This window comes from Sinorhizobium psoraleae (genome assembly GCF_013283645.1).
GTDB lineage: Bacteria > Pseudomonadota > Alphaproteobacteria > Rhizobiales > Rhizobiaceae > Sinorhizobium > Sinorhizobium psoraleae.
This window is the reverse complement of the sequence record NZ_JABEKV010000003.1, coordinates 227,588-254,054: the sequence shown is the minus strand read 5'-3', so window position 1 is coordinate 254,054 and position 26,467 is coordinate 227,588. Positions and strand designations below refer to the sequence as shown.

26 protein-coding genes are annotated in these 26,467 nt (G+C 62.1%); 11 read left to right on the top strand and 15 right to left on the bottom strand.

The window, feature by feature from the left end; all coding sequences use genetic code 11:
* Position 1: 1 nt before the first annotated feature.
* From ILFOPFJJ_RS17080 to ILFOPFJJ_RS17045, 8 genes are all read left to right on the top strand, one after another.
* Entirely contained in the window at positions 2-1,705 is a 1,704-nt protein-coding gene (locus ILFOPFJJ_RS17080) for an amylo-alpha-1,6-glucosidase (RefSeq protein ID WP_173511764.1), read from the top strand.
* A gap of 15 nt (positions 1,706-1,720) precedes the next feature.
* A complete protein-coding gene (locus ILFOPFJJ_RS17075; protein ID WP_173511763.1) occupies positions 1,721-2,755 on the top strand; it encodes a LacI family DNA-binding transcriptional regulator in 1,035 nt (344 codons plus the stop codon).
* A 204-nt stretch (positions 2,756-2,959) separates the two neighbouring features.
* Positions 2,960-4,972 carry a beta-galactosidase gene (locus ILFOPFJJ_RS17070; RefSeq protein WP_173511762.1) on the top strand — a complete coding sequence of 671 codons (2,013 nt, stop codon included), beginning with the start codon at positions 2,960-2,962 and terminating at the stop codon, positions 4,970-4,972.
* A 198-nt stretch (positions 4,973-5,170) separates the two neighbouring features.
* Positions 5,171-5,905 carry a GntR family transcriptional regulator gene (locus tag ILFOPFJJ_RS17065; protein WP_173511761.1) on the top strand — a complete coding sequence of 245 codons (735 nt, stop codon included), beginning with the start codon at positions 5,171-5,173 and terminating at the stop codon, positions 5,903-5,905.
* 19 nt (positions 5,906-5,924) lie between these two features.
* Positions 5,925-6,710 (top strand): transporter substrate-binding domain-containing protein, encoded by a 786-nt coding sequence (locus tag ILFOPFJJ_RS17060; RefSeq protein ID WP_173511760.1) that lies wholly within the window; start codon positions 5,925-5,927, stop codon positions 6,708-6,710.
* Between the two features lie 78 nt (positions 6,711-6,788).
* Entirely contained in the window at positions 6,789-7,460 is a 672-nt protein-coding gene (locus tag ILFOPFJJ_RS17055; RefSeq protein WP_173511759.1) for an amino acid ABC transporter permease, read from the top strand.
* Entirely contained in the window at positions 7,457-8,116 is a 660-nt protein-coding gene (locus ILFOPFJJ_RS17050) for an amino acid ABC transporter permease (RefSeq protein WP_173511758.1), read from the top strand. The genes ILFOPFJJ_RS17055 and ILFOPFJJ_RS17050 overlap by 4 nt, the downstream gene beginning before the upstream one ends.
* Positions 8,094-8,819 (top strand): amino acid ABC transporter ATP-binding protein, encoded by a 726-nt coding sequence (locus ILFOPFJJ_RS17045; RefSeq protein ID WP_173511757.1) that lies wholly within the window; start codon positions 8,094-8,096, stop codon positions 8,817-8,819. Before ILFOPFJJ_RS17050 ends, ILFOPFJJ_RS17045 begins: the two co-directional genes overlap by 23 nt.
* 51 nt (positions 8,820-8,870) lie before the next feature.
* Here ILFOPFJJ_RS17045 and ILFOPFJJ_RS17040 read toward each other — a convergent pair whose 3' ends face one another.
* The 3 genes from ILFOPFJJ_RS17040 to ILFOPFJJ_RS17030 all read right to left on the bottom strand — a co-directional run bounded on the left by ILFOPFJJ_RS17040 (position 8,871) and on the right by ILFOPFJJ_RS17030 (position 10,533).
* Positions 8,871-9,194, bottom strand: a complete 324-nt coding sequence (locus ILFOPFJJ_RS17040) for a cupredoxin domain-containing protein (protein WP_173511756.1) — start codon at positions 9,192-9,194, stop codon at positions 8,871-8,873.
* Complete coding sequence (locus ILFOPFJJ_RS17035) at positions 9,191-9,715, bottom strand: DUF4142 domain-containing protein (protein ID WP_173511755.1); 525 nt, start codon at positions 9,713-9,715, stop codon at positions 9,191-9,193. Before ILFOPFJJ_RS17035 ends, ILFOPFJJ_RS17040 begins: the two co-directional genes overlap by 4 nt.
* A 134-nt stretch (positions 9,716-9,849) precedes the next feature.
* The gene (locus ILFOPFJJ_RS17030) at positions 9,850-10,533 is read right to left on the bottom strand and encodes an RNA polymerase sigma factor (protein WP_173511754.1); all 684 of its coding nucleotides are present in this window, start codon (positions 10,531-10,533) and stop codon (positions 9,850-9,852) included.
* Between the two features lie 517 nt (positions 10,534-11,050).
* Here ILFOPFJJ_RS17030 and ILFOPFJJ_RS17025 point away from each other — a divergent pair.
* On the top strand, positions 11,051-11,335 hold the full coding sequence (locus tag ILFOPFJJ_RS17025; RefSeq protein ID WP_173511753.1) for an acylphosphatase: 285 nt from the start codon (positions 11,051-11,053) through the stop codon (positions 11,333-11,335).
* Between the two features lie 40 nt (positions 11,336-11,375).
* Here the strand turns inward: ILFOPFJJ_RS17025 and pcaF are convergent, their stop codons facing one another.
* The 3 genes from pcaF to ILFOPFJJ_RS17010 are packed head-to-tail and all read right to left on the bottom strand — an operon-like array spanning position 11,376 to position 14,237.
* Positions 11,376-12,578, bottom strand: coding sequence for a 3-oxoadipyl-CoA thiolase (gene pcaF, locus ILFOPFJJ_RS17020; protein WP_173511752.1), 1,203 nt, complete (start codon positions 12,576-12,578; stop codon positions 11,376-11,378).
* Positions 12,578-13,369 carry a CoA-transferase subunit beta gene (locus tag ILFOPFJJ_RS17015; RefSeq protein ID WP_173511751.1) on the bottom strand — a complete coding sequence of 264 codons (792 nt, stop codon included), beginning with the start codon at positions 13,367-13,369 and terminating at the stop codon, positions 12,578-12,580. Before ILFOPFJJ_RS17015 ends, pcaF begins: the two co-directional genes overlap by 1 nt.
* A gap of 10 nt (positions 13,370-13,379) precedes the next feature.
* Positions 13,380-14,237: a CoA transferase subunit A gene (locus ILFOPFJJ_RS17010; protein WP_173511750.1), complete on the bottom strand. Its 858-nt coding sequence runs from the start codon at positions 14,235-14,237 to the stop codon at positions 13,380-13,382.
* Positions 14,238-14,423: 186 nt separating this feature from the next.
* Here ILFOPFJJ_RS17010 and ILFOPFJJ_RS17005 point away from each other — a divergent pair, with 186 nt between their 5' ends.
* Complete coding sequence (locus tag ILFOPFJJ_RS17005) at positions 14,424-15,179, top strand: IclR family transcriptional regulator (RefSeq protein WP_173511749.1); 756 nt, start codon at positions 14,424-14,426, stop codon at positions 15,177-15,179.
* A gap of 117 nt (positions 15,180-15,296) precedes the next feature.
* Here the strand turns inward: ILFOPFJJ_RS17005 and ILFOPFJJ_RS17000 are convergent, their stop codons facing one another.
* The 6 genes from ILFOPFJJ_RS17000 to ILFOPFJJ_RS16975 form a co-directional block, all read right to left on the bottom strand.
* On the bottom strand, positions 15,297-16,142 hold the full coding sequence (locus ILFOPFJJ_RS17000; RefSeq protein ID WP_173511748.1) for a sugar phosphate isomerase/epimerase family protein: 846 nt from the start codon (positions 16,140-16,142) through the stop codon (positions 15,297-15,299).
* A complete protein-coding gene (locus tag ILFOPFJJ_RS16995) occupies positions 16,142-17,347 on the bottom strand; it encodes an NAD(P)/FAD-dependent oxidoreductase (RefSeq protein WP_173511747.1) in 1,206 nt (401 codons plus the stop codon). Before ILFOPFJJ_RS16995 ends, ILFOPFJJ_RS17000 begins: the two co-directional genes overlap by 1 nt.
* A 160-nt stretch (positions 17,348-17,507) precedes the next feature.
* Positions 17,508-18,452 (bottom strand): substrate-binding domain-containing protein, encoded by a 945-nt coding sequence (locus ILFOPFJJ_RS16990; RefSeq protein ID WP_173511746.1) that lies wholly within the window; start codon positions 18,450-18,452, stop codon positions 17,508-17,510.
* Between the two features lie 181 nt (positions 18,453-18,633).
* Positions 18,634-18,945, bottom strand: coding sequence for a Rieske (2Fe-2S) protein (locus ILFOPFJJ_RS16985; protein ID WP_173511745.1), 312 nt, complete (start codon positions 18,943-18,945; stop codon positions 18,634-18,636).
* Positions 18,942-19,976 carry a sterol desaturase family protein gene (locus ILFOPFJJ_RS16980; protein WP_173511744.1) on the bottom strand — a complete coding sequence of 345 codons (1,035 nt, stop codon included), beginning with the start codon at positions 19,974-19,976 and terminating at the stop codon, positions 18,942-18,944. The genes ILFOPFJJ_RS16985 and ILFOPFJJ_RS16980 overlap by 4 nt, the downstream gene beginning before the upstream one ends.
* A 179-nt stretch (positions 19,977-20,155) precedes the next feature.
* Positions 20,156-21,157, bottom strand: a complete 1,002-nt coding sequence (locus ILFOPFJJ_RS16975; protein ID WP_173511743.1) for a LacI family DNA-binding transcriptional regulator — start codon at positions 21,155-21,157, stop codon at positions 20,156-20,158.
* A gap of 202 nt (positions 21,158-21,359) precedes the next feature.
* Here ILFOPFJJ_RS16975 and ILFOPFJJ_RS16970 point away from each other — a divergent pair, with 202 nt between their 5' ends.
* A complete protein-coding gene (locus ILFOPFJJ_RS16970) occupies positions 21,360-22,703 on the top strand; it encodes a polysaccharide pyruvyl transferase family protein (RefSeq protein ID WP_173511742.1) in 1,344 nt (447 codons plus the stop codon).
* Here the strand turns inward: ILFOPFJJ_RS16970 and ILFOPFJJ_RS16965 are convergent.
* From ILFOPFJJ_RS16965 to ILFOPFJJ_RS16955, 3 genes are read right to left on the bottom strand one after another with little or no spacing between them, the layout of a single operon-like run.
* Entirely contained in the window at positions 22,638-24,101 is a 1,464-nt protein-coding gene (locus ILFOPFJJ_RS16965) for a lipopolysaccharide biosynthesis protein (RefSeq protein WP_173511741.1), read from the bottom strand. The two genes, ILFOPFJJ_RS16970 and ILFOPFJJ_RS16965, sit on opposite strands and share 66 nt — an antisense overlap.
* The gene (locus ILFOPFJJ_RS16960) at positions 24,098-25,279 is read right to left on the bottom strand and encodes a glycosyltransferase (protein ID WP_173511740.1); all 1,182 of its coding nucleotides are present in this window, start codon (positions 25,277-25,279) and stop codon (positions 24,098-24,100) included. Before ILFOPFJJ_RS16960 ends, ILFOPFJJ_RS16965 begins: the two co-directional genes overlap by 4 nt.
* Positions 25,280-25,289: 10 nt before the next feature.
* Positions 25,290-26,375 carry a glycosyltransferase gene (locus ILFOPFJJ_RS16955; RefSeq protein ID WP_173511739.1) on the bottom strand — a complete coding sequence of 362 codons (1,086 nt, stop codon included), beginning with the start codon at positions 26,373-26,375 and terminating at the stop codon, positions 25,290-25,292.
* Positions 26,376-26,467 lie beyond the last annotated feature (92 nt).

The following is a 26,467-nucleotide window of genomic DNA, read 5'->3' as shown; positions in this document are numbered from 1 at the left end:
CATGCTGTTCGATATCGAGCATGTTCCCTTCAGCCGAAGGGGACGGTTCCTGACGCTTTCGATGATGCGCGTGCCGGGCCGTGAGAGCGAGCGCGCCCTCTATCTGAGACACGTCAGCGGCGGTGACGAGCGTCCCTCGCTTGGTCGACTCTGCCGCGTCGAATTCCTGGATCGGACAGGAGAAATCGCCCAGGCTCGCTTCGAGTTGTCGCCGGACCAGTTGGTCGCGCGGATCGGCGAGGGTTGCGTGCGTTTCGTGATCGGCGAGGGCGAGCGGTTGCATCTGAAAGGCGAGCGCGGGGGCGTTCGCTTCCATCTCGAAGGCTCGCGCTACGACTATGTCTACCGCACGCCCGCCGGCGAGGATTGCCTCGTCGCGGCCGCCGAAAACGTCAAGTTCATTCCAAGAGTTGTTTCAGGAGATCTTGCCGTCTCCGGTGAATGGCAGCGCGATCGTTCGACCGAGGTCTCTTTCGTCTTCTCCGGTGAAGACGGCTTCGAAGGCAACGTGGATTTCTTCCGCGCGCTGCCGCCGCTGGAAAAGGCAAGCGGCTTCGACGAGGCGCATGCCGGCGTGGCGGCGGAGTTTTCCGCCTGGTATCGATCGGTACCCGCAGGCGTGGCGGGCGGAGAGGAAGCGCACCGGCTTGCCGCCTACCTGCTCTGGGCGAATGCCGTGCCCGCCGGCGGCGCGCTGACGCGGCCGGCGATCTACATGTCGAAAAATCACATGATCAACATCTGGAGCTGGGATAACGCTTTCTCGGCGCTGGGTGTGGCGGCTTTCGATGAAAAGCTCGCCTTCGACCAGTTTGCCGCGATCTTCGATCATCAGCACCCCTCCGGCCTCTTGCCCGACTATGTGAACGACCGCGACGTGCTCTTCGCCTTTACCAAGCCGCCGGTGCACGGCTGGGCGGTGTCCTTGATCGCCACGGCGCAGCCGGATTTCCTGACGCCCGAGCGCAAAGCCTATCTTTGCACTGCGATCGGCCGGCAGATTGCCTATTGGCTCACCTGTGCGCGAGCCGGCGAACACGAACTGCCGAGCTATTTTCATGGCAACGACAGCGGCTGGGACAATGCGAGTTTCTTTGCCAAGGGCGGCCCGGTTCTTTCTCCCGACCTGCCGGTGTTCCTGATCCTTGCCTGCGACGCCCTTGCCACGCTGCTCGCGGACAAAGCCAGCCGCGCCGCCGTCTGGTCCGAGACGGCCGACAGGCTGCAGGCGCTGCTGATCGACCGGCTGTGGACCGGCGAGACATTTGGCGCGAGGCTCGCAAGCGATCCTGACCGCGTTGTCGACGGGGAAAGCCTGATCCAATTCATGCCGTTGCTTCTCGGTAAGCGCCTTCCGGCGGCGATCAGTAAAACGCTTGTCGCCAGGCTCAAGGCGGGCGGCTTCATTACCGAATGGGGGCCGGCGACCGAGAGCCCGCAGAGCCGCTTCTACGAAGACGACGGCTACTGGCGAGGGCCGATCTGGGCGCCGACGACCTACCTCCTTTGGGACGGCCTGCGTCGGCAGGGCGAGGGCGCGTTGGCGCGAGAAATCGCGCAAAAGTTCTGTGCACTTGCCAACAAAAGCGGTATGGCCGAAAACTTCGACGCACGGTCGGGGAGGGGCTTGCACGACCGGGCGTTCGCCTGGACGTCGGCGGTCTATCTGCTGCTGGCGCAATCCCTCTGCGACGAAAACCGGTAAAGAGTTGAACGGGCGATGCAGCGACCGACGATCAAGACCATTGCGCAGGAGACGGGGCTGTCGATCGCCACCGTGTCCAAGGCGTTGAAACACTCACCGCAGGTTCGTCCGGAAACGCGCGCGATCGTCTTCGATGCCGCCGAGCGGATCGGCTACGAGCTTAACCTTCACGGCGTGCAGTTGCGTACCGGCAAGACCTTTCAGGTCGCCGCGATCATGACGGCGCCGGGGCCGAAGCAGGACGAATGGGAAGGCGTCGAATACGCCCAACTCCTGAGCGGTATTTCCTGGGCGCTGGAGGAAAGCCCTTACCGCGTCGCCCTCTTTGCCGTGCGCGATTTTAAGGAAAGCCTCGCGACGATCAAGCAGATCGTCTCGCTGAAAAAGGCGGACGGCATCATCATTTCCGGTACGCGCGCCGACGATCCGCGCATCCGTGTGATGCAGGAGGCGGATTTTCCCTTCGTCACCTATGGCATGAGCATCGAGAACGAGCCGCACGCCTATGTGGACGCCGACAACCAGCAAATGATCCGCGTGTCGATGGCGCGCTTGGTCGCGCGCGGGCACAGGCGCATCGCCCTGCTCAATCCGGTGGAGCAGCTGACCTACGGCATTGTTCGGCTTAACAGTTACCGGCAAGCGCTCGACACAGCGGGCCTTCCCTATGATCCGGCCTTGGTCGCCCATGGGCGGCTGACCCCAGCCTTCGGCCGGGAAAACGTGATCGCCATGTCTCAACTTGCGGATCCGCCGACCGCCTATATCTGCGCCAACGAGGCCACCGCGCTTGGTGCCTTCTCCGGCTTCCATGCGCGGGGCCTCGTCCATGGTCGCGACGCGGTCATCAATGCCACCGACGACTTGAACGTCAGCCAGTATTTCGCGCCGCCGATCACGACCTATTACTTGCCGATCGGCGAACCAAGCGCGCTGCTTGGCAAATTCATCCTGCGCCGCATGGAGGGCGAACAACCGGAGGCGCTGCAAATTCTGCTGATGCCCGACCTTATCGAGCGATGCGACGATCGCCTCAGGCCGGAGCGCTAAGCCAGGAAAAGCGTGTAACAAGTTTCCGTCCGGGACTGCGTGAATTCAAAAGAGGTAGAGCAATTCCACGGCTGCAATGAACCGCGAAAAGTTCTAACGAACGGACCAAAAATATAAACGTTTTTATCCCGGCGCCCGCCGGCTCGTTGCTGCGACGAAGGCTTCGCCTGCAGTCGCCAATTTAAAGTGACAAAGGAACCCACCTTGCATCTGCCGCTGACCAGACCTAACCGCTTCAATCCCGACCTCCAGCGCTCCGATATGCTCGAACTCGGCGTCTGCTACTATCCGGAGCAATGGCCGCGCGAGAAATGGGACGAGGATGCAAGCCGCATGGTGGAGCTCGGGCTTGCCTGGGTTCGCATCGGCGAGTTCGCCTGGGGCCGGATCGAGCCGAGGTCCGGCGAGTTCCACTGGGAATGGCTGGACGAGGCGATCGACGTGCTTGGCGGTGCCGGGCTCAAGGTCATTCTCGGCACGCCGACGGCTGCGCCGCCGAAGTGGCTGGTCGACCGTCATCCGGACATCCTGCCGGTCGACGCCCGCGGTGTCGTGCGCAAGTTCGGCGCGCGCCGCCACTACTGCTTCTCAAGCCGCCGGTACCGCCAGGAGGCCGCCCGCATCACGGAGGCAATGGCTACACGCTATGGCGAAAGCGCCTATGTGCATGCCTGGCAGACGGACAACGAATACGGCGACCACGACACGATCTACAGCTATTCGGACGAGGCGCTGCGCGCCTTCCGGCTATGGCTCGCTGAGCGTTATCGAACCGTCGAGGAGCTGAACCGCGCCTGGGGTACGTCGTTCTGGGCGATGCACTACAACAGTTTCGACGAGGTGGAACTGCCGAACAATCTCGTCGAGGAGCCGAGCCCAACCCATATCGTCGACTTCATCCGCTTCTCCTCAGGTCAGGTGAAGAGCTTCAACAGGGCGCAGGTCGATATCATCCGTGCGCATTCGCCAGGCCGTCCGGTGACGCATAACTTCATGTCGCAGAATACAGACTTCGACCATTACAAGGTCGGCGAGGACATCGACATTGCCTCCTGGGATGTCTACCCGATGGGCGGGCTCTTGAACGGTCGGCTGGCGGCGGAAGACAAGGCGCACTACCTGCGCGTTGGCGACCCCGACCAGCCGGCGTTCAACCACGACCTCTATCGGGCGGTCGGCCGCGGCCGCGTCTGGGTGATGGAGCAGCAGCCGGGGCCGGTAAACTGGGCGGCGCACAACCAGTCGCCGGCCGACGGCATGGTGCGGCTCTGGACTTGGCTCGCCTATGCCCACGGGGTCGACATGGTGTCCTATTTTCGCTGGCGGCAAGTGCCCTTTGCACAGGAGCAGTTCCATGCGGGCCTGCTGCTGCCGAACAGCGAAGCGGACCAGGGCTATCTGGAAGTCGCGCAGGTGGCCAACGAGATGAAACGGCTGCCGAAGGGCGAGACGCGCGGCAAGGCGAAGGTCGCGATCGTGCTCGACTACAGCTCCCGCTGGGCGACACGCGCACTGCCGCAGGGCCGCAGCTATTCCGCCGCAGCCACGGCGCTCGATTGGTACGCGACGGTGTCACGGCTCGGCGTCGACATCGATTTCATCGGCCCGCATTCCGACGTCGACGGCTATCAGTTGGTGCTGGCGCCCGATCTGACGATTGCCGACGCAGCCTTTGTCGAACGGTTGGCAAGGTCGGGCGCCAAGGTCCTTTTCGGCGCGCGCAGCGGAAGCAAGACCGAGGACATGCACATTCCCGAAGGCCTGCCGCCGGGACCGCTTTCGACGCTGATCGATGTCAGCGTCGCCCGGGTCGAGTCGCTGCCGGACTTCCACAAGGAAACCGTTCTCTACGGCAACGAGATCTTTGAGGCCGGCGTCTGGCGCGAAAGCATCAGAACCGGCGAGACGGTGCTCGCCACTTTCGATGGCGAATACCGCAACGGCGCACCGGCGCTCGTCGGCAACGAAAAGGCGCGCTACCTCGCGACCGTCGCGCGCGGCGACTTCCTCCAGAAGGTGATTGGCGACGCGCTCGGCTGGGCCGGGGTGGAAAGCCTGACCGAGCTCGGCGATCTGCGGGTAACACGCCGCGGACGGCTTCTCTTTGCCTTCAATTTCGGCAAGGCGACGGCAGAGGTTCCGGCGGCAGAGACGGCGACGTTCCATGTCGGCGGCCGACGGCTCGCGCCGGTCGATGTGGCTATCTGGACGGAATGAGTGCCGTGCGCGGCGGTCTGATCCGCCCCGCCTCTTCTCGACGTTCGCACCGCTAAGTCGCCCATCGGCTACTGACGAAGAGGCGCTCAAATAAACACGCGAAATGCATGGCTGGTTACCAAACGTGCAGGACTGGGCCGCAAGTTGCTGAAAATATAACAATCTGAAATTGGCACGACGCTTGCTTGCTCGCCTTGTATGCAAGATTTGTCGCCACAACAGACAGCACAGAATGGCATCGACGAGGCCGTCGTCTCTTCCATTCTCTCCGCCCGAATCCGCCCCGGTACGCGGCTGAGCGAAAACCAGCTCGCAGCGCTCTTCGATGTTTCGCGCACCCGCGTGCGCGAGGCCATGATGCGACTGGAGGCGCGCGGCATCGTCAATGTCAGCCCGCGGCGCGGCTGGTTCGTGGTGGAGCCCTCCGCCGAGGAGGCGATGACCGTCTATGACGCCCGCCGCGTTATCGAGGCCGGGCTCCTGCGCACCATGAGCCGCCTGACGGAAACCGGCCGCACAGTCCTCAATACCCATCTCGCAGACGAGAAGGCGGCAATTGCCGCCGGTGACCGGCAGCGCCTGACCTGCCTGATGGGCGATTTCCACATCCGCATCGCGGAACTTGCCGGCAACGCCATTCTCGTCGATATCCTGCGCGATCTGACTGCACGCACGATCCTGATTTCGATGCTCTACCAGTCCGATTTTCACGCCATGCAGTCCCATCTCGGCCATTGCAGTATCGTCGCCGCGATGGAGGAAGGCGACTTCCAGAAGGCGGCAGCACTTTCCGTCGAGCATCTGGACGAGGTCGAGACCGGGCTGGACCTTACAAGACGCCCCGACCCGCTTGCCGATCTCAGACACTCCCTTTCGCTTCCTCCCCAGACCGTCGCTCCGTCTTCGAAGGCGTCGCGCAAAGCCAAACCGTAAACAAAGGAGAATGACCTCGATGCTGAAAAGAAGACACTTCGTTGCCATGGCGGTGCTGTCGGCCGCCGTCGGCTTCGCTTCCGTTTCCCACGCCGATGCACTCGGCGACATCACCGAACGCGGCGCGCTGCGCGTCGCCGTTCCCCAAGACTTTCCGCCCTTCGGCAGCGTGGGACCGGACATGGCGCCGGTCGGCTACGACATCGATATGGCCAATCTGATTGCCGAGAAATTGGGCGTGGAGGTCGAGCTCGTACCGGTCACGAGCGCCAACCGCATTCCCTATCTGCAGACCAACAAGGTCGATCTGGTGATTTCCAGCCTCGGCAAGAACCCCGAGCGCGAAAAGGTTATCGATTTCTCGAGCGCCTACGCGCCGTTCTTCAATGGCGTTTTCGGGCCAACCGAATTCGCCGCTGCGAAACCAGAGGAACTCGCCGGCAAGGTGGTCGGCGTCACTCGCGGCGCAGTCGAGGATCTGGAACTGACGAAGATCGCGCCGACCGACACGGTCATCAAGCGCTATGAGGACAACAACGGGACGATTTCCGCCTTCCTTTCCGGGCAGGTCGAAGCGGTTGCGACCGGTAACGTCGTTGCCGCAGCCATTCTCGCCAAGAACCCGCCGAAGCGGCCGGAGCTCAAATTCCTCATCAAGAATTCGCCCTGCTACATCGGGCTCAGCAAGGAGCAGCCGGCGCTGCTCGAAAAGGTCAACGGCATTATTGCCGCCGCCAAGGCCGATGGCTCGTTGAACGCCATTTCACAGAAATGGCTCGGAACCGATTTGCCCACCGATCTCTGATCAGCCGGCCGCCATCCCGCGCGGGGGGTTACTGGGCGGGATGGCATCGCCGATGTTTTGCCAAACAGGGGTGCGCCTTTGAATTATCAATTCGAATTCGGCTGGCTCGCCGAATACTATCCGCAGATCGTCAAGGGGATCGGGATCACGATCGAACTGATCGCGGTCGGCGCCGTTGCCGGCATTTCGCTTGGCATCTTCTGCGCCTGGGTGAGGGCGCTCGGCCCTGCCTGGCTGAAGCCGATCGTCGCGCTTTACGTCGAACTGATCCGCAACACGCCGTTCCTCATCCAGCTCTTCTTCATCTTCTTCGGGCTCCCGTCGCTTGGCCTTAAGCTCAGTGAACTGCAGGCGGCCAATATCGCCATGGTCGTCAACCTCGGCGCCTATAGCTGCGAAATCATCAGGGCCGGTATCCAGGCGACGCCGAAGGGCCAGTTCGAGGCGGGCGCCAGCCTCGCCATGACGCGTTTCGAGACCTTTCGGCACGTGGTTCTCGTACCGTCGCTTCAGCGGATCTGGCCGGCGCTCTCCTCGCAGGTCGTCATCGTCATGCTCGGCTCCGCCGTCGTTTCGCAGATCGCCGCGGAAGACCTGACGTTTGCCGCGAACTTCATCCAGTCGAGAACCTTCCGCGCCTTCGAAGCCTATATCGTCTCGACTGCCGTCTATCTGGCGCTCGCGGTCCTGCTTCGTCAGGTGCTGGCGATGACCGGCCGGCTCATCTTTCCGAGGAGGGCGGCGCGATGATCGAGTTCACGATCTGGGACATTTTGCGGAACCTGCTGCTTGCCACCCGCTGGACGATCGTTCTGTCGATCGTCTCGTTCATCGGCGGCGGCATCGTCGGGCTGGTCCTGCTTTTCCTGCGCATCAGCAAGCGCAAGTGGTCGCGATTGCTCGCGAAATACTACATCGAGCTGTTCCAGGGCACGCCGCTGCTGATGCAACTCTTCATCGCCTTTTTCGGGCTCGGCCTTTTCGGCATCGACGTGCCGGCCTGGCTTGCCGCCGGACTGGCGCTGATCCTCTGGTCCGCCGCCTTTCTCGGGGAAATCTGGCGCGGCTGCGTCGAGGCGATCGCCAGGGGTCAATGGGAAGCCGCCGCCAGCCTCGGCATGGGCCGGCTGCAGCAGATGCGCTACGTCATCCTGCCCCAGGCCATGAAAATCGCGGTCCCACCGACAGTCGGGTTCTCCGTTCAGGTCATTAAAGGCACGGCGCTGACCTCGATCATCGGTTTCGTCGAACTGTCGAAGGCCGGCACCGTCGTCACCAACGCCACCTTCCAGCCCTTCACCGTCTACGGCCTCGTCGCCCTCATCTATTTCGCGCTTTGCTGGCCGCTCTCCTGGAGCAGCCAGATCCTCGAAAGGAAGCTCAATGTCGCTCATAGAAATCACTGAAGTCCGCAAAAGCTACGGCGAGAACGAGGTGCTGAAGGGCATCAATCTCGATGTCGAGCCAGGCGAGGTGATCGCTATCATCGGCAAGAGCGGTTCGGGCAAGTCGACGCTCTTACGCTGCATCAACGGCCTTGAGACGATCAGCAAGGGCTCAATCTCCGTTGCGGGCGCTCAGCTTCACGACGATGAAGTGCACCTGAAGGCGCTGCGCCTGAAGATCGGCATGATCTTCCAGCAGTTCAATCTTTTCCCGCATCTGACGGTGGGCGGCAACGTCATGCTGTCGCAGATGGTGGTCAAGAAGACGGCGAAACCGGAGGCGGACAAGATGGCGCGCAGGATGCTGGAGCGCGTCGGCCTGGAGCAAAAATTCGACGCCTATCCGGACGAGCTCTCCGGCGGACAGCAACAGCGCGTGGCGATCGCTCGCGCGCTTGCGATGCAACCGATGGCGCTGCTCTGCGACGAGATTACCTCCGCGCTCGATCCGGAACTGGTCGCCGAAGTGCTGGCGGTCGTGCGCGAGCTTGCCGCCGAAGGAATGACGCTGCTCATGGTGACGCACGAAATGAAGTTCGCCCGCGATGTCTGCTCGCGTGTCGTCTTCATGCATCAGGGTCGCGTGCACGAGATCGGACGGCCGGACGATGTCTTTGCCAATCCGCAGACGCCGGAGCTGAAGCAGTTCCTCGGCCTGCACTGAGCAGGCGACCGGTCGGGGTGGACACCGGCCGGTCGCTATCGCCCCGTAGGGTCAAGGGCGCACGGTGATGTGCCCTTTCATGTTCGGGTGGTAGCGGCAGATATAGTCGAAGCTGCCCGGCTCCTGCAGTGGGAGGCGACCCGATTTTTTCGGAGGGAGGAGCACTTCCGCGCCTCCCTGCACCGTGGCGGTGTGAACGAGCGCATCTTTGTTGATCCATTCGATTTCATCGCCCACCTTCGCCTGGATCTCCGGGGGCGCGTAGACTAGGCGGTCGATCGTGACCTGAATGGTTTCTGCCTGTGCGGGAACGGCGATGGCCGCCGCTCCCAAGAACAGCGCCAGAAAGGCGCGTCTCGCCGGGTTCGCGCTCATTTCAGTTCCGTCGCGACGTGTTCGGCGTGCTGCTGATGGCCCTGGAACAGCTTCAGCCCGGTCTCGAGGAGAGACTTGAGCTCGGTATTTTGCGCAGAAGGGATCAGCAGGGTTTCCAGTGCGCCGTTGACCTGTTTGTGATAGGCGGCCTCGTTCTCGACATAGGCCTTGTCGAAGTCGTCGCCCGTCAGTTTCGCCAGTTCCGCCCGCTTGGTTTCAGCTGCCTGCGCCAGAGCTTTGCTGGTGTCGTTGTCTTCGGGAGTTACATTGAGCTTCTTGACGAGATCGAGCGCCTGTTTGTTTACAGATTCGTGGTCGCGCACCATGCTTTCGGCGAATTCGACGACGGTCTTGTTCTTCGACGTTGCAATGGCCTGTTTCGCCGCTTCGATGTCGATCACACCTGCGGTATAGGCGATATGCGCGATCTGTGGATCGGTCGGCTTGTCGGCAGCGAGCGCCCAATTACCCCCGAGCAGCAGGGCGATTGCAGCGGCTGCGGTGGCTAAGCGTATGGTCATCGGATGTTCCTTTCCAGCAAGTCAGAGTGCTACAGCGTCCTTTGCGCGTCTGATAAGACGCGGCGCTGTAGAAGATTAAAGCGTGATGTCCAATTGACGTGCTTTGGATGCTTCGCGGGTCGAAACGTTCCCGATTATCCGCTTCCGGTCCCGGGCTCAGGGCGCGAGATGCGAGCGAGGACGGCCTCCGTCAGACGCTCGCAGCGTTTGCCCGCGAAGGGAAAGGCGTCCATCAGGACGGGGCCGATCTGGCGCTCCAACTGTTCCTTCAGCAGGTGTCGGGCCCGATGCAGCCGCGTCCGGACGGTCTCGGGTCGGAGCGCCAGCAGATCGGCGGTCTCCTCATTGCTCAGGCCCTCGATCACGCGCATGACGAAGACCGTTCGAAAGATGTCCGGGAGCTGGTCGGTCGCCTTTTCGACCAGGTCGAGAATTTGTCTCTGTGCCATCGTCTTTTCCGGGTCGTCGGCGTTTGCGTTGAGTGGGAAGGCAATGATCTCCGCCTGATGGGCTTGCGACATGTCTTCGGTGAGCCGTTTCCTGCGCCGACTTTGGCGCAGCCGGCTCAAGGCCTCGTTGATCACGATGCGCGACAGCCATGTGGTAATCGCTGACTCCCCGCGGAACTCGGAAAAATGCGTGAAGGCGCGGACATAGGCCTCCTGGAGAACGTCCTCCGCATCGCTGTTGTTCTGCACGATGCTTCGCGCGATGCGATAGAGCTTGCGGTTGTGCGTCTGCATGATCGCGCGAAAGGCGTCGATGTCGCGCGACGGCATCTCTCGTTTTCGGGAAGGGACTGTTTCGGCGATGGGCATGGCGTGGCTCCTTGTCGCACATTGGATGCCGGACCCGCTCAAACGTTCCCAAATGTGCAGGTGACCGCCATTCTATCGCGATAGCCTCAACGCTTCGACCCTACAGCGCCGCGCGTCTTATCAGACGCCCAAAGGACGCTGCAGCACTTCGAACCGCTGCATGTTGTGTCCTTAAATCGGCTGCATCAGCCTTCAAAAGAGAAAGCCCGGCGCGGGAGGAGTTGCGCCGGGCTTTCGATCCTGATCGGCAACTGGGAGGAGGAGGGTTGCCGATCCCACGATGGAGCCGGGAGGAGGAAGGCTCTATCGATAAGTCATACAATAATGCTGCGATGCAACATCTTCAAGCCCGACGTGGGTAAATTTCTACGCAATCGAGAGATGGCGTGGAATTTACAACAGTATCGGCTGATGGTGCGCGGGATGCCTGGTGCGCGCAACCGCTCGCTAACGATGCGCTTGCATTCGCCGCTGTCTGCGCCAGATTTAGAGGACCCCCAAGACGAAGGAGGCAGCCATGGCGGAGGATCGCAAGGCGGCTCTGGTGCGGATCACCGGAAGGGTGCAGGGCGTCGCCTTCCGCGTCTGGACCCGCGACGAAGCGGTACGGCTCGGCCTGGCGGGCTGGGTCCGCAACGAACGCGACGGCTCAGTCACCGCTCTGATTGCCGGACCCGAGACGGCGATCTCGACGATGTTAAGCCGGTTCTGGAAAGGCCCGCCGGCAGCACGGGTCTCGAGCGTCGAGAGCGAAGATGCCTCCTCCGTGCACGCGCCCGTGGGATTTCACATCACCGATTGACACGACGGTCGCTAAGCACGCGTGTCGCGCCGGCGCGGGGTCATACCCGCTCCAGCGCCACCGCGATGCCTTGGCCGACGCCGATGCACATGGTCGAGAGCGAATAGCGCCCGCCGGTCTCTGCGAGTTCCAATGCCGCCGTGCCGGTGATGCGCGCGCCCGACATGCCGAGCGGATGGCCGAGCGCGATCGCGCCGCCGTTGCGGTTGACGCGGGCGTCATCGTCGGCGATGCCGAGTTCGCGCAGCACGGCCAGTCCCTGGCTTGCGAAGGCCTCATTAAGTTCGATCACGTCGAACTGCTCCTGCCTCATGCCGAGCCGCGCCATGAGCTTGCGGGAGGCGGGGACCGGGCCGATGCCCATTACCCGCGGCGGCACGGCCGCGGAGGCGCCGCCGAGGATGCGCGCAATCGGCGTCAATCCATGCTTCCTGACCGCTTCCTCCGAGGCAATGATGAGCGCCGCCGCGCCGTCGTTGACGCCGGAGGCATTGCCGGCGGTGACTGTGCCGCCTTCGCGGAACGGTGCCTTGAGCTTGGCGAGCGCTTCCATCGTCGTTGCCCTGGGATGCTCGTCCTTATCGACAACGACGGGCTCGCCCTTCCTCTGCGGAATTGTGACGGAGACGATCTCCTTGGCAAGGCGGCCGTTTGCCTGTGCCGCGGCGGCCTTGGCCTGGCTGCGGACGGCAAAGGCATCCTGGTCTTCACGGGAAACGCGATAGTCCTCGGCGACGTTCTCGCCGGTCTCCGGCATGGAGTCGACGCCGTATTGCCTCTTCATCAAGGGGTTCACGAAGCGCCAGCCGATGGTGGTATCGTGGATCTCGGCATGCCGCGAGAAAGCGCCTTCGGCCTTCGGCAAAACGAAGGGCGCGCGTGACATGGATTCGACCCCGCCGGCGATCATCAGTTCGGCTTCGCCGGACTTGACGGCACGTGCCGCAGTGATCACGGCGTCCATGCCCGAGCCGCAAAGCCGATTGATCGTCGTGCCGGGAACGGAAAGCGGAAATCCGGCGAGCAGCAGCGACATACGCGCGACGTTGCGGTTGTCCTCGCCCGCCTGATTGGCACAGCCGAAGATCACGTCGTCGACCGCTTCCCAGTCGACCGATGCGTTGCGCTCCAGGAGACTTTTGAGCGGGATCGCGCCGAGATCGTCCGCGCGCACCGAGGATAGCGAGCCGCCGAAGCGGCCGATCGGCGTGCGGATATAGTCGCAGATGAAAACGTCGCGCATCAGGCGGCCTCCTTGCCCTTGTCCGCGCCCTGATGGGCCTTCTTGGTGCGGGCATTGATGTCGCGCAGCACCGCAAGTTCCGTTTCGGTCGGCACCGGCGTCTCGATGACGGTATCGGCGAACTTGATCGCCCAGCCGCAGTTCTCGACGATCTGCCCGCGCGTGACGCCGTGATGGATGGAGACGACGGTCAGTTCCTTCGTCTCGGGATCGGGCTCTAGGATGCAAAGATCGGTGATGACGCGGGTCGGCCCCTTCGTCTTCATGCCGAGCCGTTCGCGGTGGTCGCCGCCTTCGCCGTGACCCATCGAGGTGATGAAGGGCAGTTTCTCGACGAAGCCGCGCTTCGAGAGAGCCATAGTGATGAAGATGCGGCCGCAATTGGAGGCGATCTCCGGCGCGCCGCCGCCACCCGGCAGGCGGACCTTCGGGTGGTCGTAGGGGCCGACGACGGTGGTGTTGAGGTTGGCGAAGCGGTCGATCTGCGCGCCGCCGAGAAAGCCGGTGGTGATGCGCCCGCCCTGCAGCCAGTAGCGGAACATTTCCGGGACGGAGACGGTGAAGAGGGCGGTGTCGCAAAGCTCGCCGTCGCCGATCGACAGCGGCAGGACGTCCGGCTTGGTGCCGACGGTGCCGCTCTCGTATATCAGCGTAATGTCCGGCGCATGCGTCAGCCGGGCGATGTTGCAGGCAGCCGAGGGCGCGCCGATGCCGACGAAGCAGACGTCGTCATTGGAAAGTTCGCGCGACGCGGCGATCGTCATCATTTCGGTGGGCGTGAAATCCGTCATCGTGTCCTCCTCACGCGGCCTTTGTCGACTTTACGGCGTGTCTGGCGAAATCCTCGGGCTTTGCGTCGAGCACGTTCTCCTTGATCCAGGCGGAAAACGCTTCGCGGTCACGGGCGATCTCGTCCCAGGCGATGTAGAAGGCGTTGGAGCGCGGGTAATAGCCATGGGCATAGGAGGGGAATGCGCCGCCGGGCACGTGGACGACTGCCGTCACCGCCCAGGTTGGCAGCACGACCGAATTCGGAGAGGGTGGGTCAAGTTCGTTAACGATCTCCTCGACGGTCACGATCGAGCGCTTGGCGGCAAGCACCGCTTCTTTCTGCACGCCGACGATGCCTTCGAGGAGCACATTGCCCTTCCGATCGGCACGCTGTGCGTGGATGATCGTCACGTCCGGACGGATCGCCGGCACGGCGGCAAGCACTTCGCCGGTGAAGGGGCAGGTAACTTGTCTGATGTTCGGGTTCACCTTCGGAAGGTCGGCGCCGATATAGCCCCTGAGCATTGCGAAGGGCAGGTTTGCGGCGCCTGCTTCATAGGCGTTCGCCATGGCCGCGTGGGAATGTTCCTCGATATCCAGCGGTAGCGGCCATTGATTTTCGACCGCATCGCGGAAGCGGTGCAGCGAGCCGACGCCGGGGTTGCCGCCCCAGGAGAACTTCATGCCGCGTGCGGCGCCGACGCCGATCAGCTGGTCATAGAGGATGTCCGGGGTCATGCGGACGAGGAACAGATCCTTCCTGCCCTGGCGGATCACCTCATGGCCGGCGGCATAGGGAATGAGATGGGTGAATCCCTCCATGGCAACGGTGTCGCCATCCTTCACGTTTTCGGCGACCGCCTCGGCGAGCGACAATATGCGAGCCATCCTGGCCCTCCTCCATTGATGTTGCCGAATTTCCGAGCAGGGGACCCGCGGTCCCGGCTGGCTTTCGTCATCGGCGATGGCGGAAAATAAGCGCTCGTTTCAGCCACTCGTCAAACATTTTGTGCGATATTTGACATTTGTTCATATATCGCACAAATTCGACCGAATAATCGAGGTGAGTGAATCATGCGGGAAACGGATTTCGTCAGTGGCTTCGCGCGGGGCCTAAAAGTCATCGAGGCCTTCGGGGAGGCGCAGCCGCGCCTGACGATTGCCGAGGCTGCGAAGATCACCGAACTTGACCGTGCCACGGTGCGGCGCTCCCTGCTCACGCTTTCCGAGCTCGGTTATGCCGACTACGACGGCAAGTTCTTCACGCTGACGCCGAAAATCCTGCGGCTCGGCCACGCCTATCTGTCGGCGACACCTTTGCCGGCGCTCGTCCAGCCCTATCTCGACCAGCTGTCGGAAAAGGCCGGCCAGAGCGCCTCGGCGTCGGTGCTCGACGGCACGGAGGTCGTCTATGTGGCGCGCGCCTCGCAGCGGCGGGTCATGTCGATCAACCTGATGCCGGGATCGCGCCTTCCCGCCTATTGCGCCTCGATGGGCCGTGTCCTGCTCGCCGCACTTCCTGAAGCAGAAGCGCGCGAAATCCTGAAACGCACCGAGCTCAGGGCGAATACGCCGCTGACGAAGACCGACCCGGAAGAGTTGATCAAGGAACTGCGCCAGGTCCGCGAGCAGGGCTATGCGGTGATCGACCAGGAGCTTGAGCTTGGGCTTTGCTCGATCGCGGTGCCGTTGATGAACGCCCGCGGGCAGGTGGTTGCCGCGCTCAATATCGGTGCTCCAGCCGCCCATGTCGCAGCCTCCGAACTCGCGGAGCGCTACCTGCCCCTGCTCAAGGAGACGCAAGGGGCACTGCGGCCGCTGGTGCAGTAATTGTCAAAACACTCCGACGGAGAGCGCCGAGACTCGGCTGACGAGCCGCAAGTATCGCAGCGCGCGACAATTCCAGCGGCTCGCCGCGTGCGAATGCAACAGCTGCGCGTGATTTCATTATGGCCTCTGCTGTTCGGCAGTGGCGGTCCACAGCTCGCGTACCATCTGCCGAAGCAGCAGAGCCTCGGCCCATCGGTCGGTCGAGTCGTTGCCGTCTCGCCCCGTGATCGCATAGGGTTTGGGACCCAACTCGCAGGTGAAGATGAGCTCCGCATCATCGGCGGCGCGTGATCGCCAGTTGCGGAAGCCGTACTTCCACCACTCGAGAAAGAGTTCGACCCAGGGTCGATGGTGCGGAAAAGAGATCTCGATCTGCACCTGCTCGCGCGAAGCGACACGGCCGTGAAAGGCCCAGGCGTTGCCCATCACGCGGCGGATCATGGTGTGGTTTTCCTCATCGACCGGAAAGGCGAACTCGCGGCCGACCAGAAAATGCGAGAGGTCGGCCAGCAGCGGCAGTCCGGGACGGTGCTCCAGCAAATCCAGCGTGAAGAACAGGTCCGTGGTCATTCGGTCGCGATGTGTTTCGATGAACACGGGAACGCCTGCGGCCTCGGCAAGCCGCATCCATCCATCGAGAAGCGGCAGGCAATCCTCGATCCGGCGTGGACGGACATCGGGCTGCAGATTGATATGGCTGACAGGAAATTCCGCGGCAAGTTCCAGCGGCAGGCGCAAGTCCTCGACGCTGCGAGGAAAGCAGACCCCTTCGACCTTCAAGCCGGTGCCCCGGATGGTTTCGTTCAGGCGGAGAACATCCTGGCGGTTCGTGTAGTGCGCGCTGATACCATCGAATCCCGCTTCCAGGATCATGGCGATGTTCTCGTCGGGGCTGCGCTCGTGGCCGTCCGTGTGCCGGCGCTCCATCGCCCAGAGCGACTGGAAGACAAGCAGCTCCTGCATTAGGCGGCCCGCGCGCTTTTCAGAAGCGTCTTGAGGTTCAAGCCGGGGTCGGCCAATGCCGCGGGGTCGGGGCTGATGTTGGCGGCAATCAGCATCTCAGCCAGTTTGATGTCCTTCGCCAGGCTATTGCCGAGGCCGAGACCCGCCGCAGCCACGAGGCGTCCATCGTCCAGATAGAATTCGAGTTCACCCCCTGCGGTTGAGCGCAAGACGCGCTGATGCGCCGGCTGCGGCAGCCCCACTACCTGCAGGCCAAGATCGTACTGATCGGACCAGAACCAGTGGATGGCGGTGAAGGTCTCGGCTGCGCCGGCCATGTTCCGCGCCGCGGTTTCGGCCTGGCTGCGTGCGTTGCGCCAGCTCTCGGACCGAACAGGCCGGCCGCCGGGTTGCGCCACTGCCGCGCAATCGCCTGCCGCGAAAACGTTTGGTGCACTGGTGCGAAGGCAGGTATCCGTCAGAATTCCGTTGCACGTGGCAAGTCCGGCCGCTTCGGCCAGAGTAGTTTCCGGCAAGACGCCGATGGCGCTGACGACGAGATCAGCGGGCACCATGCTGCCATCGGTCAGGGTCACTCCCTCGTCGCTGATTGCCACAACGCCGCGCTCCAGATGGAAGCGCACACCTTCGGCAACGTGTCTCGCATGCAGCTTTTCGGCAAAGCGCGGAGGGACGGCGCGGCCGAGAGGTTTCGGTGCGGCTTCGATCACTGTGACCGCGACACCTTTTGCTCGAAGCACCGAGGCAAGTTCCATGCCGATCAAGCCACCGCCGACAACAGCAACGCTTTGGCCTGCCGCAACACTGGAGAACATCGCCTCGGCATCGGCATGGGTACGGAAGTCGAGCGCGCGCTCTGCACCCGCGCAGGTGAGCCGCCTCGGACGTGCGCCGGTGGCGAGAAGCAGCTTTTCATAGCTCAATACCCGCCCGTCGCTTAAGGTCACGGTTCCGGCGTCGGCATCGAGCTTCGAGGCCGACAATCCGGGAAGGTAGTCGATGCCGGCCGCCTCCAGCGCTTCTGTCGCGCAGGTCAGCTTCATCTGAACCGCGCCGTTCATGGGCTTCGATAGCGGTGGCCGTTCGTAGGGCAGGTGGGGCTCGGCTCCGACCAGCGTGACGGATCCGGAATAGCCCGCTTCGCGCAGGGCGAATGCTGCTCGGGTGCCGCATTCCCCGGCACCGATGATGACGATACTGTCCATGTGCTCTCCAATCGTGAGAAGACCGGCGCAACCAGAGGGGAGCGCCGGCTACTGCATGTCTCCTTAAATCGAGCTCGATTTAAGGACAAAGATATGCAGCAATTCAAAGTGCTACAGCGACCTTTGCGCGTCTGATAAGACGCGCGGCGCTGTAGGGGGATCAGTTCTGTTTGGCGTATTCGGCCATGTTCCTGGGCGTGACCAGCTCGAAGGGCACCCAGACCTCCTTGTCGACGCTCTTGCCGCGAGCCAGCGCGACGGCTGCGTCCACGGCGCTCGCCGACTGTCCCTTGGCATTCTGGAACACCGTCACGTCGAGATCACCGGCGGCCATGGCGGCAAGGCCATCCTGTGTCGCATCGATGCCGACGACGATCACATCGTCCATCGACAGGCCCGCGGCCTTGAGCGCCTGGATCGCGCCGATCGCCATCTCGTCGTTGTTGGCAAAGATCACGTCGATCGGCTGTCCGGCGGTGACCCAGTTCGTGGTCAGATCCATAGCGTTGGTGCGCGTCCAGGCGGCGGACTGCTCGTCGGCGATGGTCACGCCCTTGCAATCACCTGCCGCCAGCGTTTCCTTGACCGACGACGTACGGTCACGCGAGGCCTGGTGGGCCAGGTCGCCCATCAATATGTAGGCCTGTGCATCGCTTGCCTTTCCTTTTTGCTTCAGCAACTCACAGGCCGCCTCGGCACCGAGCCTTCCGGAATCGATTTCCTTCGAACCGACATAGGCTTGGCTTTCTGGCAGCTGATCGATGTTTTCCGGTTCGAGATTGACGTAGACGAGGGGAATTCCTGCCTTGCGGGCCGCCTCGCTGATGCCGGGGGCGGCGGAGGTATCGGTCAGTGTCATGATGATCGCATCCACCCCCGCGGCGATGAAGTTGTTCACCTGATTGATCTGTTTGGAGATGTCGGCCTGCGCATCCTCGATCTGCAGAGTGACCCCATCCACCTCGGACGCCCTTGCATCGAGCCCCTGGCGCAGCAGGGTCTGGAAGTTGTTGTCGAAGCTCTGCATCGAAACGCCGATCGTCTCGGCCGATGCGGTACCCGCCATCAAGGCAGCCAGAACGGCCACCGCAAAATTCGATTTCATGTCATCCTCCCTTCGGGGTGCCGGACCACCCAGTTGCATCCCGGAGGCCCACCGGGCCCAGCTAATGTCGCGCAGCTTTAAAGCGCCGCGCGTTCGAATGAACGCCCGAATGAAGCTCCAACCCTTTGATTCAACAGGATCTTATCCGCTTTCGGTAATTCTACTTGAAAGCGGGATGCTTCTAGCCGAGGGCTACGCGAACTTCTCCATCGATCACCTCGGCCGGATAGGTTTTCAGGTTCTCGCAGGCGGGAAGCCTGACCGCTTCGCCGGTGCGATAGTCGAAGGCGCCGGAGTGCTTCGGACATTCCACCTCGAAATCCATGACTAAACCGTCGGCGAGATGGATCGCCTCGTGTGTGCAGAGGCCGGCGGTGCAGTAGACGCTGTCGTCTGGCCCGCGGTAGATCGCGTAGGTCCGCCCGCCATGGTCGAAGCGGATGGCCCCTTCCTGTTCGATGTCGTCAAGCTTGCAGGCTGAGATCCAGCTCATTGGGCGGCCCTCCCGACTTCGACGCGAGCCTTGCGGGCTGCGAGTTTTTCCTTGCGCTTGCGATAGCGCTCCTGCATGCGGGCCTCGCCTTCCGGAGAGCCGTCGTGCCAGGTGCCGAACCACTTATCGAGCGGAATCAGGGCGTCGCCGTAGTTCACCTCGAAATACTTGTGGTGCAGGTAGTGAGCATAGGCATGGCTATCGACCAGCTTGTCCTCGCCGATCTCGACCTTGTCGAAGCCGACATGGCCGGGGATCGCCCCGAAGCCCGCATAGTGGAGCTGATAGAGCATGAGGATCGGGTTGGAGGGGAGGATCAGGTGATAGAACGCCGTCCCGAAATAAAGCAGGTGCTCGACCGGATGCATCGACAGCGAGGACCAGGGGGAGGGGTTCACCGAATTGTGGTGGACCGAATGCACCCACTTGTAGAGGAGGGGCGTGTGGATGAGCCGGTGAATGCAGAAGAAGTGGAACTCGTGAATGATCGGCACCACCAGCGCGACAACAGCAAGGGTCCGCGGATTTTCCGTGAAGCTCAGCCAGGGCGCGTAGCCGTTGGCATAGGCCCACAGCATGGCGACCTCGACCGCGGTCCAGATGGTCACACCCGATAGGAACGTGCGTAGAATATTGTCGACGTTCTGGCTCTCGAACCAGAATGCCTTGCTCTTCTGCTCGGCCGGGAACTTTCCGTTGTACTTGAAGCGGTTCTCCTGCCGCTTCAGGACATAGAGGTGGAGCTCGAAAGCGCCGTAGAAGAAAAACACGCAAACCGCATTGACAGCGTAAAGCCAGGCGATCCAGCCGATGGCGAAAGTCTGCATCGTTTCGATCGGCGGAACCGCCCATGCCCAGTAGGCCACCGCCGATGCCGCAAAGATCACGTTCCAGGGAAAGAAGTAGTGCGGCAGCCACTTCAGGATTGCCATCAGCCGGGGCGGAAAAGCGAACAGTGGCGCGGTTTCAACCGGCTGGTTCGGCGCCCAGTCGCCCCGCTTGTTGCGCGTTCCATATCTCAGGTCATCCATTGCGCTCTCTCCTTCGGGCGGGGCGAGAGCCTCGCGCCCGCACAAGTTTCTGAGTTGAGGAGAGCGCGCGCTTTGAGCGCCTTTATCCGGTCGTTCCTTTCGAAACTTCGGCTCTCCTCCATGCCTCGAAACTAACAGGAGGCACTCTGAACGCCGAAGCCATTCTTGATCTAATTAGATCAAAGCGATTCCTTGGTTATGGTGATGAAGCGAATGGGAGCTCGGTCCGGCTCGATCTCGGTCAAACCGATACGGCGTAGAATCAAATCGAGCGCACGCCGCGCCTGAGCCTCCGGCGCCTGGTCCAGCACCACATCCATCGTGCCGTCCTGCAAGGCGATGCGTGTGTAATCGGTGAGTTCGTGCCCAACGAAGAACACATTGCGACCGTGCGGATGCCGGCGAAGCACCTCGATCAGGGCGGAGTTCGCGCCCCCGGCATTGTAGAGGCCGGCAAGATCCGGATACATCTCCAGCGCCGACCACAGCAGATCGGCGGTAAAGCGTTCCTCGTCGCGACCGAACCCAATCCATTCGAAAATGGAGGATTCGGGAGATTCAAGAAAATAGTCCGAGAACCCGCGGATACGATCGCGATGCACCTGATAAATGGGATGGCAAATTGCAACGACCGGTCCGCTCGGACGAGCCATTCGGCAGAGAAACAGCGCCGCGGTCCGGCCGGCGGCATAGTTGTCAATCCCTACGAATTCTCCAGCGCGATCGGAAGCGCGAGTGACGACGTGAACTACCGGCAAACTTTGCGCATTTACCTTTTCCACCGCAGCACTGATCACCGGATTGCTGGGCACCGCAAGTATCAGACCGGCACATGAAGGATCAGCAGAGCGAATGCGGCGCGCAATCTCTTCCGGCTTCATCTCGTCGGTGAAGCTACGGTGTACCACCACCAGCGGATCGAGGGTGGCGGCAATCCTCTCAAACGCCTTGGAGAGCCGCCGATAAAAGGTCGTTTCGGGGCGAACCATCAGCACTTCAATGCGCAGCAATCCCCGATGGGCATCGGGAAGCTTGCGCGGGTAGTTTAAGCTGCGCGCGGCAACGACCACCTTCTCGACCAATGCCGGGCGGACGCCTCCACGTCCGTTCAGGACCCGCTCGACCGTTGCTGTTCCCACTCCTGCATGGCGGGCTATGTCCCGATAATTCGGCTTGCTCACGTTTCGGATCCCTCGAATGGGGTTGGGCATCGTATGCTGCATTGCGGCAAATATCGCTCCATCGGCCATGAATTCACCAAAACTTCGCGACAGAACGCTATTGCGGGTTGTCCGTCGGGCACGGAATACCTCTCGCAAGCGGCAAGTCGGCCGGCACTACCCTCCCATGTCTGGCGAGACTTTCACACGGGGATGACGGAACATGAAAGTTGTAGTCGAAAATACCGTCTGCTTGAACACGGGCGACGCGGCCATTCTTTTCGCGATCAGGCATATCCTGAAATCGATACTCGGCGAGAAAGTGGAATTGCTGGTGCTCGACAGCCAGCCGGACGTCGCGGCGCGACTGTATCCGAAAGAGCAATATCCCGACATCGAGCTACGGAAACTCCCGTCGGAATCGATCTTCAAGTACAAATACGACGACAACACTGTCAAAATTGCGCTGAAGCAGGTCTATAACCAGGCTGCCTTCCACGCGCTCCGCCATCTCGGCAGCGGCAACTATCTCGACAGGCGCTTCTTCAGCGACGAGGACCGGAAGAGTCTTGCGCTCTACAAGGATGCCGATCTGGTGATCACCACGGGCGGCACCTATCTCGTCGAAAACTATTCGCTCGAGCGGCGCATCAACCAGTTCAAGCTCGGCGAGATGCTTGGCAAGAGGACGATCTTCTTCACCCAGTCGCTCGGCCCGTTCGAGAAGCCTTACAATCTCCGGATGCTGCCGCCGATTTTTGCCCGCAGTCCGCTGATCCTCCTGCGCGACGTTCGTTCGCGCGACCATATCCTCGGTCTCGTGGACGATCCGTCGAAGTGCCATGTGGTCGCTGATTCCGTCTTTGCGCTTGCAGACGTTGAGCGGATCAAGGCGCTGCTGATGATCGGCCGCCCCGCACCGAGCGGCCGCGTCGGCATCTCCGTGCGGCACTGGCATTACGTCAAGGGCGGCGACGGCGGCATGGGCCGATACATCGATTCCGTCCGTGAGATGGCGACGAAGCTCGTGCGCGATCACGGCAAGAAGGTCACGTTCATTTCGACCTGTCAGGGCGTACCGGAATATGCGCACGACGATTCGAAGACGGCGAACCTCATCGTCTCGGGACTGGCGCCCGAAATCGCCGAGCACGTGAACGTCGACGCATCGTTCCACACGCCGGAGCAATTGATGGCAATCGCCAAAGGCCTCGATTTCGTCGTGGCGACGCGCATGCACATGATGATCATGTCGCTTTGCACCGGTACGCCAGTGCTGCCAATCGCCTATGAGTTCAAGACCAAGGAAGTGGCCAAGCGCGTCGGCGTCGACGATGTCCTGCTCGACATCGATACGGTCACGCCGGAAGAGGCGACCAGCAAGCTCGACCGCTTCGTCGGCAATCTCGATCACTATCGCGAAGTAAGCCTCAAGGCCGTGCTCGAGGAGCACGCCTCGGCGATGTCGGCGGCGGATCTCCTCCGCCCCCTGATCGAAGGCCTATCGGCGAATGGCGCCGATGGCCTTCGAAAGGACGTCGAACAGGACTTTGCGCGGCTGGCGTAGAGCAAGTGCGAAGGCGAGCGCCAGCCCGTAGTTGAGGCCGATCGCGGAAGCGAGGGCGAGGAAGTCCGATGAACCCGCCAGCGCTTCCGGCAGCATCCGATAGCAGATCCAGGCGGCCAGGGCCGACACGAGAAAGAGGCCCTGGACGTAAAGGAAATCAATCGCCGAGACTGGCCCCACCCGCTGCAGGAGCCAGGCAAGTACTGGAACGCGCAAGAGGTAGCCGCTGATCGCATAGGCGGCCGCGACGCCGATCGCCCCCCATTGCAGGCCGACGACGAAAGAGAGCACCGTCGTCAGCGACGAGTATATGCCCCAGCGGAACATCGTCTTCGTCTCGCCCTGGCAGATGAAGATCCAACCGGTGGTGCTGGAAACCGGCTGCATCAGGCTCGCGATGCCGAGCCATGCGAAGATCGGGGCGACCGGCAGCCACTGCTCACCGAAAAGAATGCTGACGGTCGGCTCTGCGGCCGAGGTCACCGCCGCAATGCCGGGCATGGTGACTGCCGCGAGCAACCAGTTTGTGCGCAGGTAGATATCGCGAAAGCGGGGCTTGTCTTCCTGGATGCGGCTCATCAGCGGGATCATCACGCGCGACAGCGGCTGCGTGATGTTCTGCAGCGGAAACAGGAGAAGCTTGTAGGCGCGGTCGTAATAGCCGAGCTCGATCGGTCCGGAAAACTTGCCGATCAGGACGTTGTCGAGATTGCGCGAGAAGAAGTTGACGAGGTTGAAGCCGGTGAGATTGGCGCCGAACGAGATGATGTCGCGGTCGATTGCAAATGCCGGCCGGCCGGGCATCCAGCGCGTCGCCCACCACGCCGCCAGGAGCGCGATGGCGGCAGACGCCGCCGGCCCGATGACAAGCGACCAGTAGCCCATCCCGAGATAGGCGGCCGTTGCGGTGACCAGAAGGCCCACGACCGCAGCGTAGACATCGTTCAATGCCAATTGTCCGAATTTGAGATGCCGGTTCATCAAGGCGAGCGGAAGGGCAGCCAGGCTGCCGAGCAACAGCGGCAGCGCGGCGGCAATCGCAATGGCCGTCATGCGCTGGTCGCCGTAGAAAAAGGCGATCGCGGGCGAGAGGGCGACGACAACCAGGGTGCAGACGAGGCCGACGAGGGTACTTATCCAGAAGACCTGATTGAGCTCTCTCTCTCCGATCTCCTTGCGCTGGATAACCGCCTGTTGAAGCCCAAGATTCTGAAAAAGCCCGACGAAGGCGACGATCGGGCTGACCGATGCGACGAGGCCGAAGTCTTCCGGCGCGAGCAAACGCGCGAGCACGATGACGGAGACGAACTGAACGACCATACGAATGGCCTGGGCGCCACCTGTCACCAGCCCGCCGCGAAGCGCGAGGCGACCGAATTGGATGTTTTCTGCGTTCAAGCGACTTGCCTCGCTCCGGCGAACCGACTGACGATTTCGGCGAAATCGTTGTCGAGTGCCTCCATGTCGAATTCGGCCTCGACCTTCTTTCTTGCTTGCAGCGCTATGCGCTCGCATTGCTCGGGATGCTCCGCGACGAAGCGCAGCCGGTGCGCGAGCGTCCCGACGTCCTTTTCGTCAGCGAGGAAGCCCGTCACCTGATCCTCGACCAGTTCCGGAATGCCGGAGTGATTGGAACTCACCACCGTCAAACCGGCTGCCATGGCCTCCATCAGCGCCACGGGAATGCCTTCGACATCGCCGTTCTTGGCGGTGACGCTCGGCAGCACGAAGGCGTGGGAGCGCCGGAGCCATTGCTTGACGTCCTTGTGGGCAAGGCTGCCGAGGAAGGAAACGCGACCGGCGATGTCGAGTTCGGAAGCCAGCGCCTCGAGTTTTTGCCGCAAAGGGCCGTCTCCGATGATCGTGTAGTGCCAGTCGAGTTCCGGCGCGTCGGCACGAACTCGTGCGAGCGCGCGCAGCGCGTATTCCACACCCTTTTTCTCGGCCAAGCGACATACGGAAATCAATTGCAGCGGCACGCCGCGCCAGGATCTCCATCCATAGGAAATGTTTCGCAGATCGATCCCCATATGGTGCACGGCGACCTTGGCTTGCGGCGCCCCGGCGTCCACGAGAACGCGGCGGAAATAGTCGTTCACGGTCAGGTTGAGAGTGCCGTGTTCGAAGAGGTCATTGTATCGGCTGAGGCCACGCTCGCGCAGCGGGACGCCGACGTCGTAGCCGTGGAAGATCGTGACGATCGGAGGTTTCAGCCTCTTCCATTTCTTTAGCCGCGCGGCGCGGGCGCCGTTATGTCCGAAATGAGCGACGACGACGTCGCATTCGTTCAGGCGAGCGACCGACGACAGGTCGAGTGCGGTGGAGACCTTGTCGCGAAGTCTCGCCGGCAGGCGCCCGACGGTCGGACGCGTGCGCGCCGCCGCACCCCACCAGTCGCGGGTTCGTGCGAGAAGCGTCGCAAGCGGCTCCTGCTTGCGATCCGCGAAATTATAGTCCGAGATCCCGTTACAGACGACATCGACCGTGAAGCCGCGTCGCAAGAGGCCGGCCATCTGGCCGACGACGAAGGTTTCCGAAAGCGACGGAAACTGACCGACTATGAAACCGACGCGCATTTTGCCGGTCTCAAGAAGCCTTGAGTGCAGAGAGGCGGCTCGCGGCAGCGCGATCCAGGACCTCGAGAAAGGCCGCAAACTGGCGTTCAGGCTGCATGAGCGGGCGCGCGGCGAATTTCGAGGCGGCCGCCGACAGCCGTTCGTATTCGGCATCGTCGCTCCAGAGGCGGCGGATCGCTCCGGTCCATTCTTCGAGCGGTCCATCGTGGTCGAGAAGGATGCCGCCTTCGCCGATTGCCTCCGGCAATCCGCCGCGCGTCGATCCGACGACCGGAATACCGCTGCAATGGGCTTCGGACGCCACGCGTCCCCAAGCCTCTTCCCATTTGCTCGGCGCAAGCAGGATCTTCGTTCGCCCATAAACGGTCTTCATATCGCTGGTGCGGTTTTCGAGCCGCACGTTCTTCAACGGCGCGATGATCTTCTCGATCTCTGCCCGATGGTCGTCGGCGAGCTTCCAGCTTTCGACGAACAGGAAAGGAATGTCGGGGCATTGTTCGGCGATGCGGACCGCCAGCTCGAATCCCTTTTCCTTGTAGGGGTTGATGAAGGTCACGTAGTTTCGCGTCGTCGGCGTTTTGTAGGTTTCGGGATTGATCGTCGGCGGGATGACCACCGAATCGATGCCGTATTTCTGCTTGTAGGTGCGGGCGGTGAATTCCGAATTGGCGATGTAGTAGGCGCCGGTCAGTTCCCTGAGATCGCCCGCGAGTTCGTGAAACTCGACGTTTCTAAGATAGATGACCAGCGGCACATTGTGCACCTGCAGCGCCTTTCCGATCGGGACCGATTTGTGGCACTGCACAACCGCAACGTCGGGGCGGAGCTTGTTGACGGCGAAACTTGCTGCCTCCCAGGGATGCCAGGCGCGAACGACGGGATAGCCCGGAAAGCTGTCCATGACGCCGCGCTCCCCGGACAACTTGAGCCTGACGCGCGCCTTGAAGCCGAACATGCCGTCGCCGAATAATGCGGCCAATACGCCGGCCTCGTGACCACGGTCGCGCAATTGCTGGACGAGGTGGTGCGTGCTCGACTGAACGCCGCCGCTGAACTCCGGATAATAACCGTTTCCGCCGGCAAACAGAACTTTCATACCACTGTTCTCCTTCATAGAGACGTTTCACCGTGACCGCTGGCGTCTCACCCGAACGGGCGAGGCGAAAGGCATCAACCCCAGAATGACGG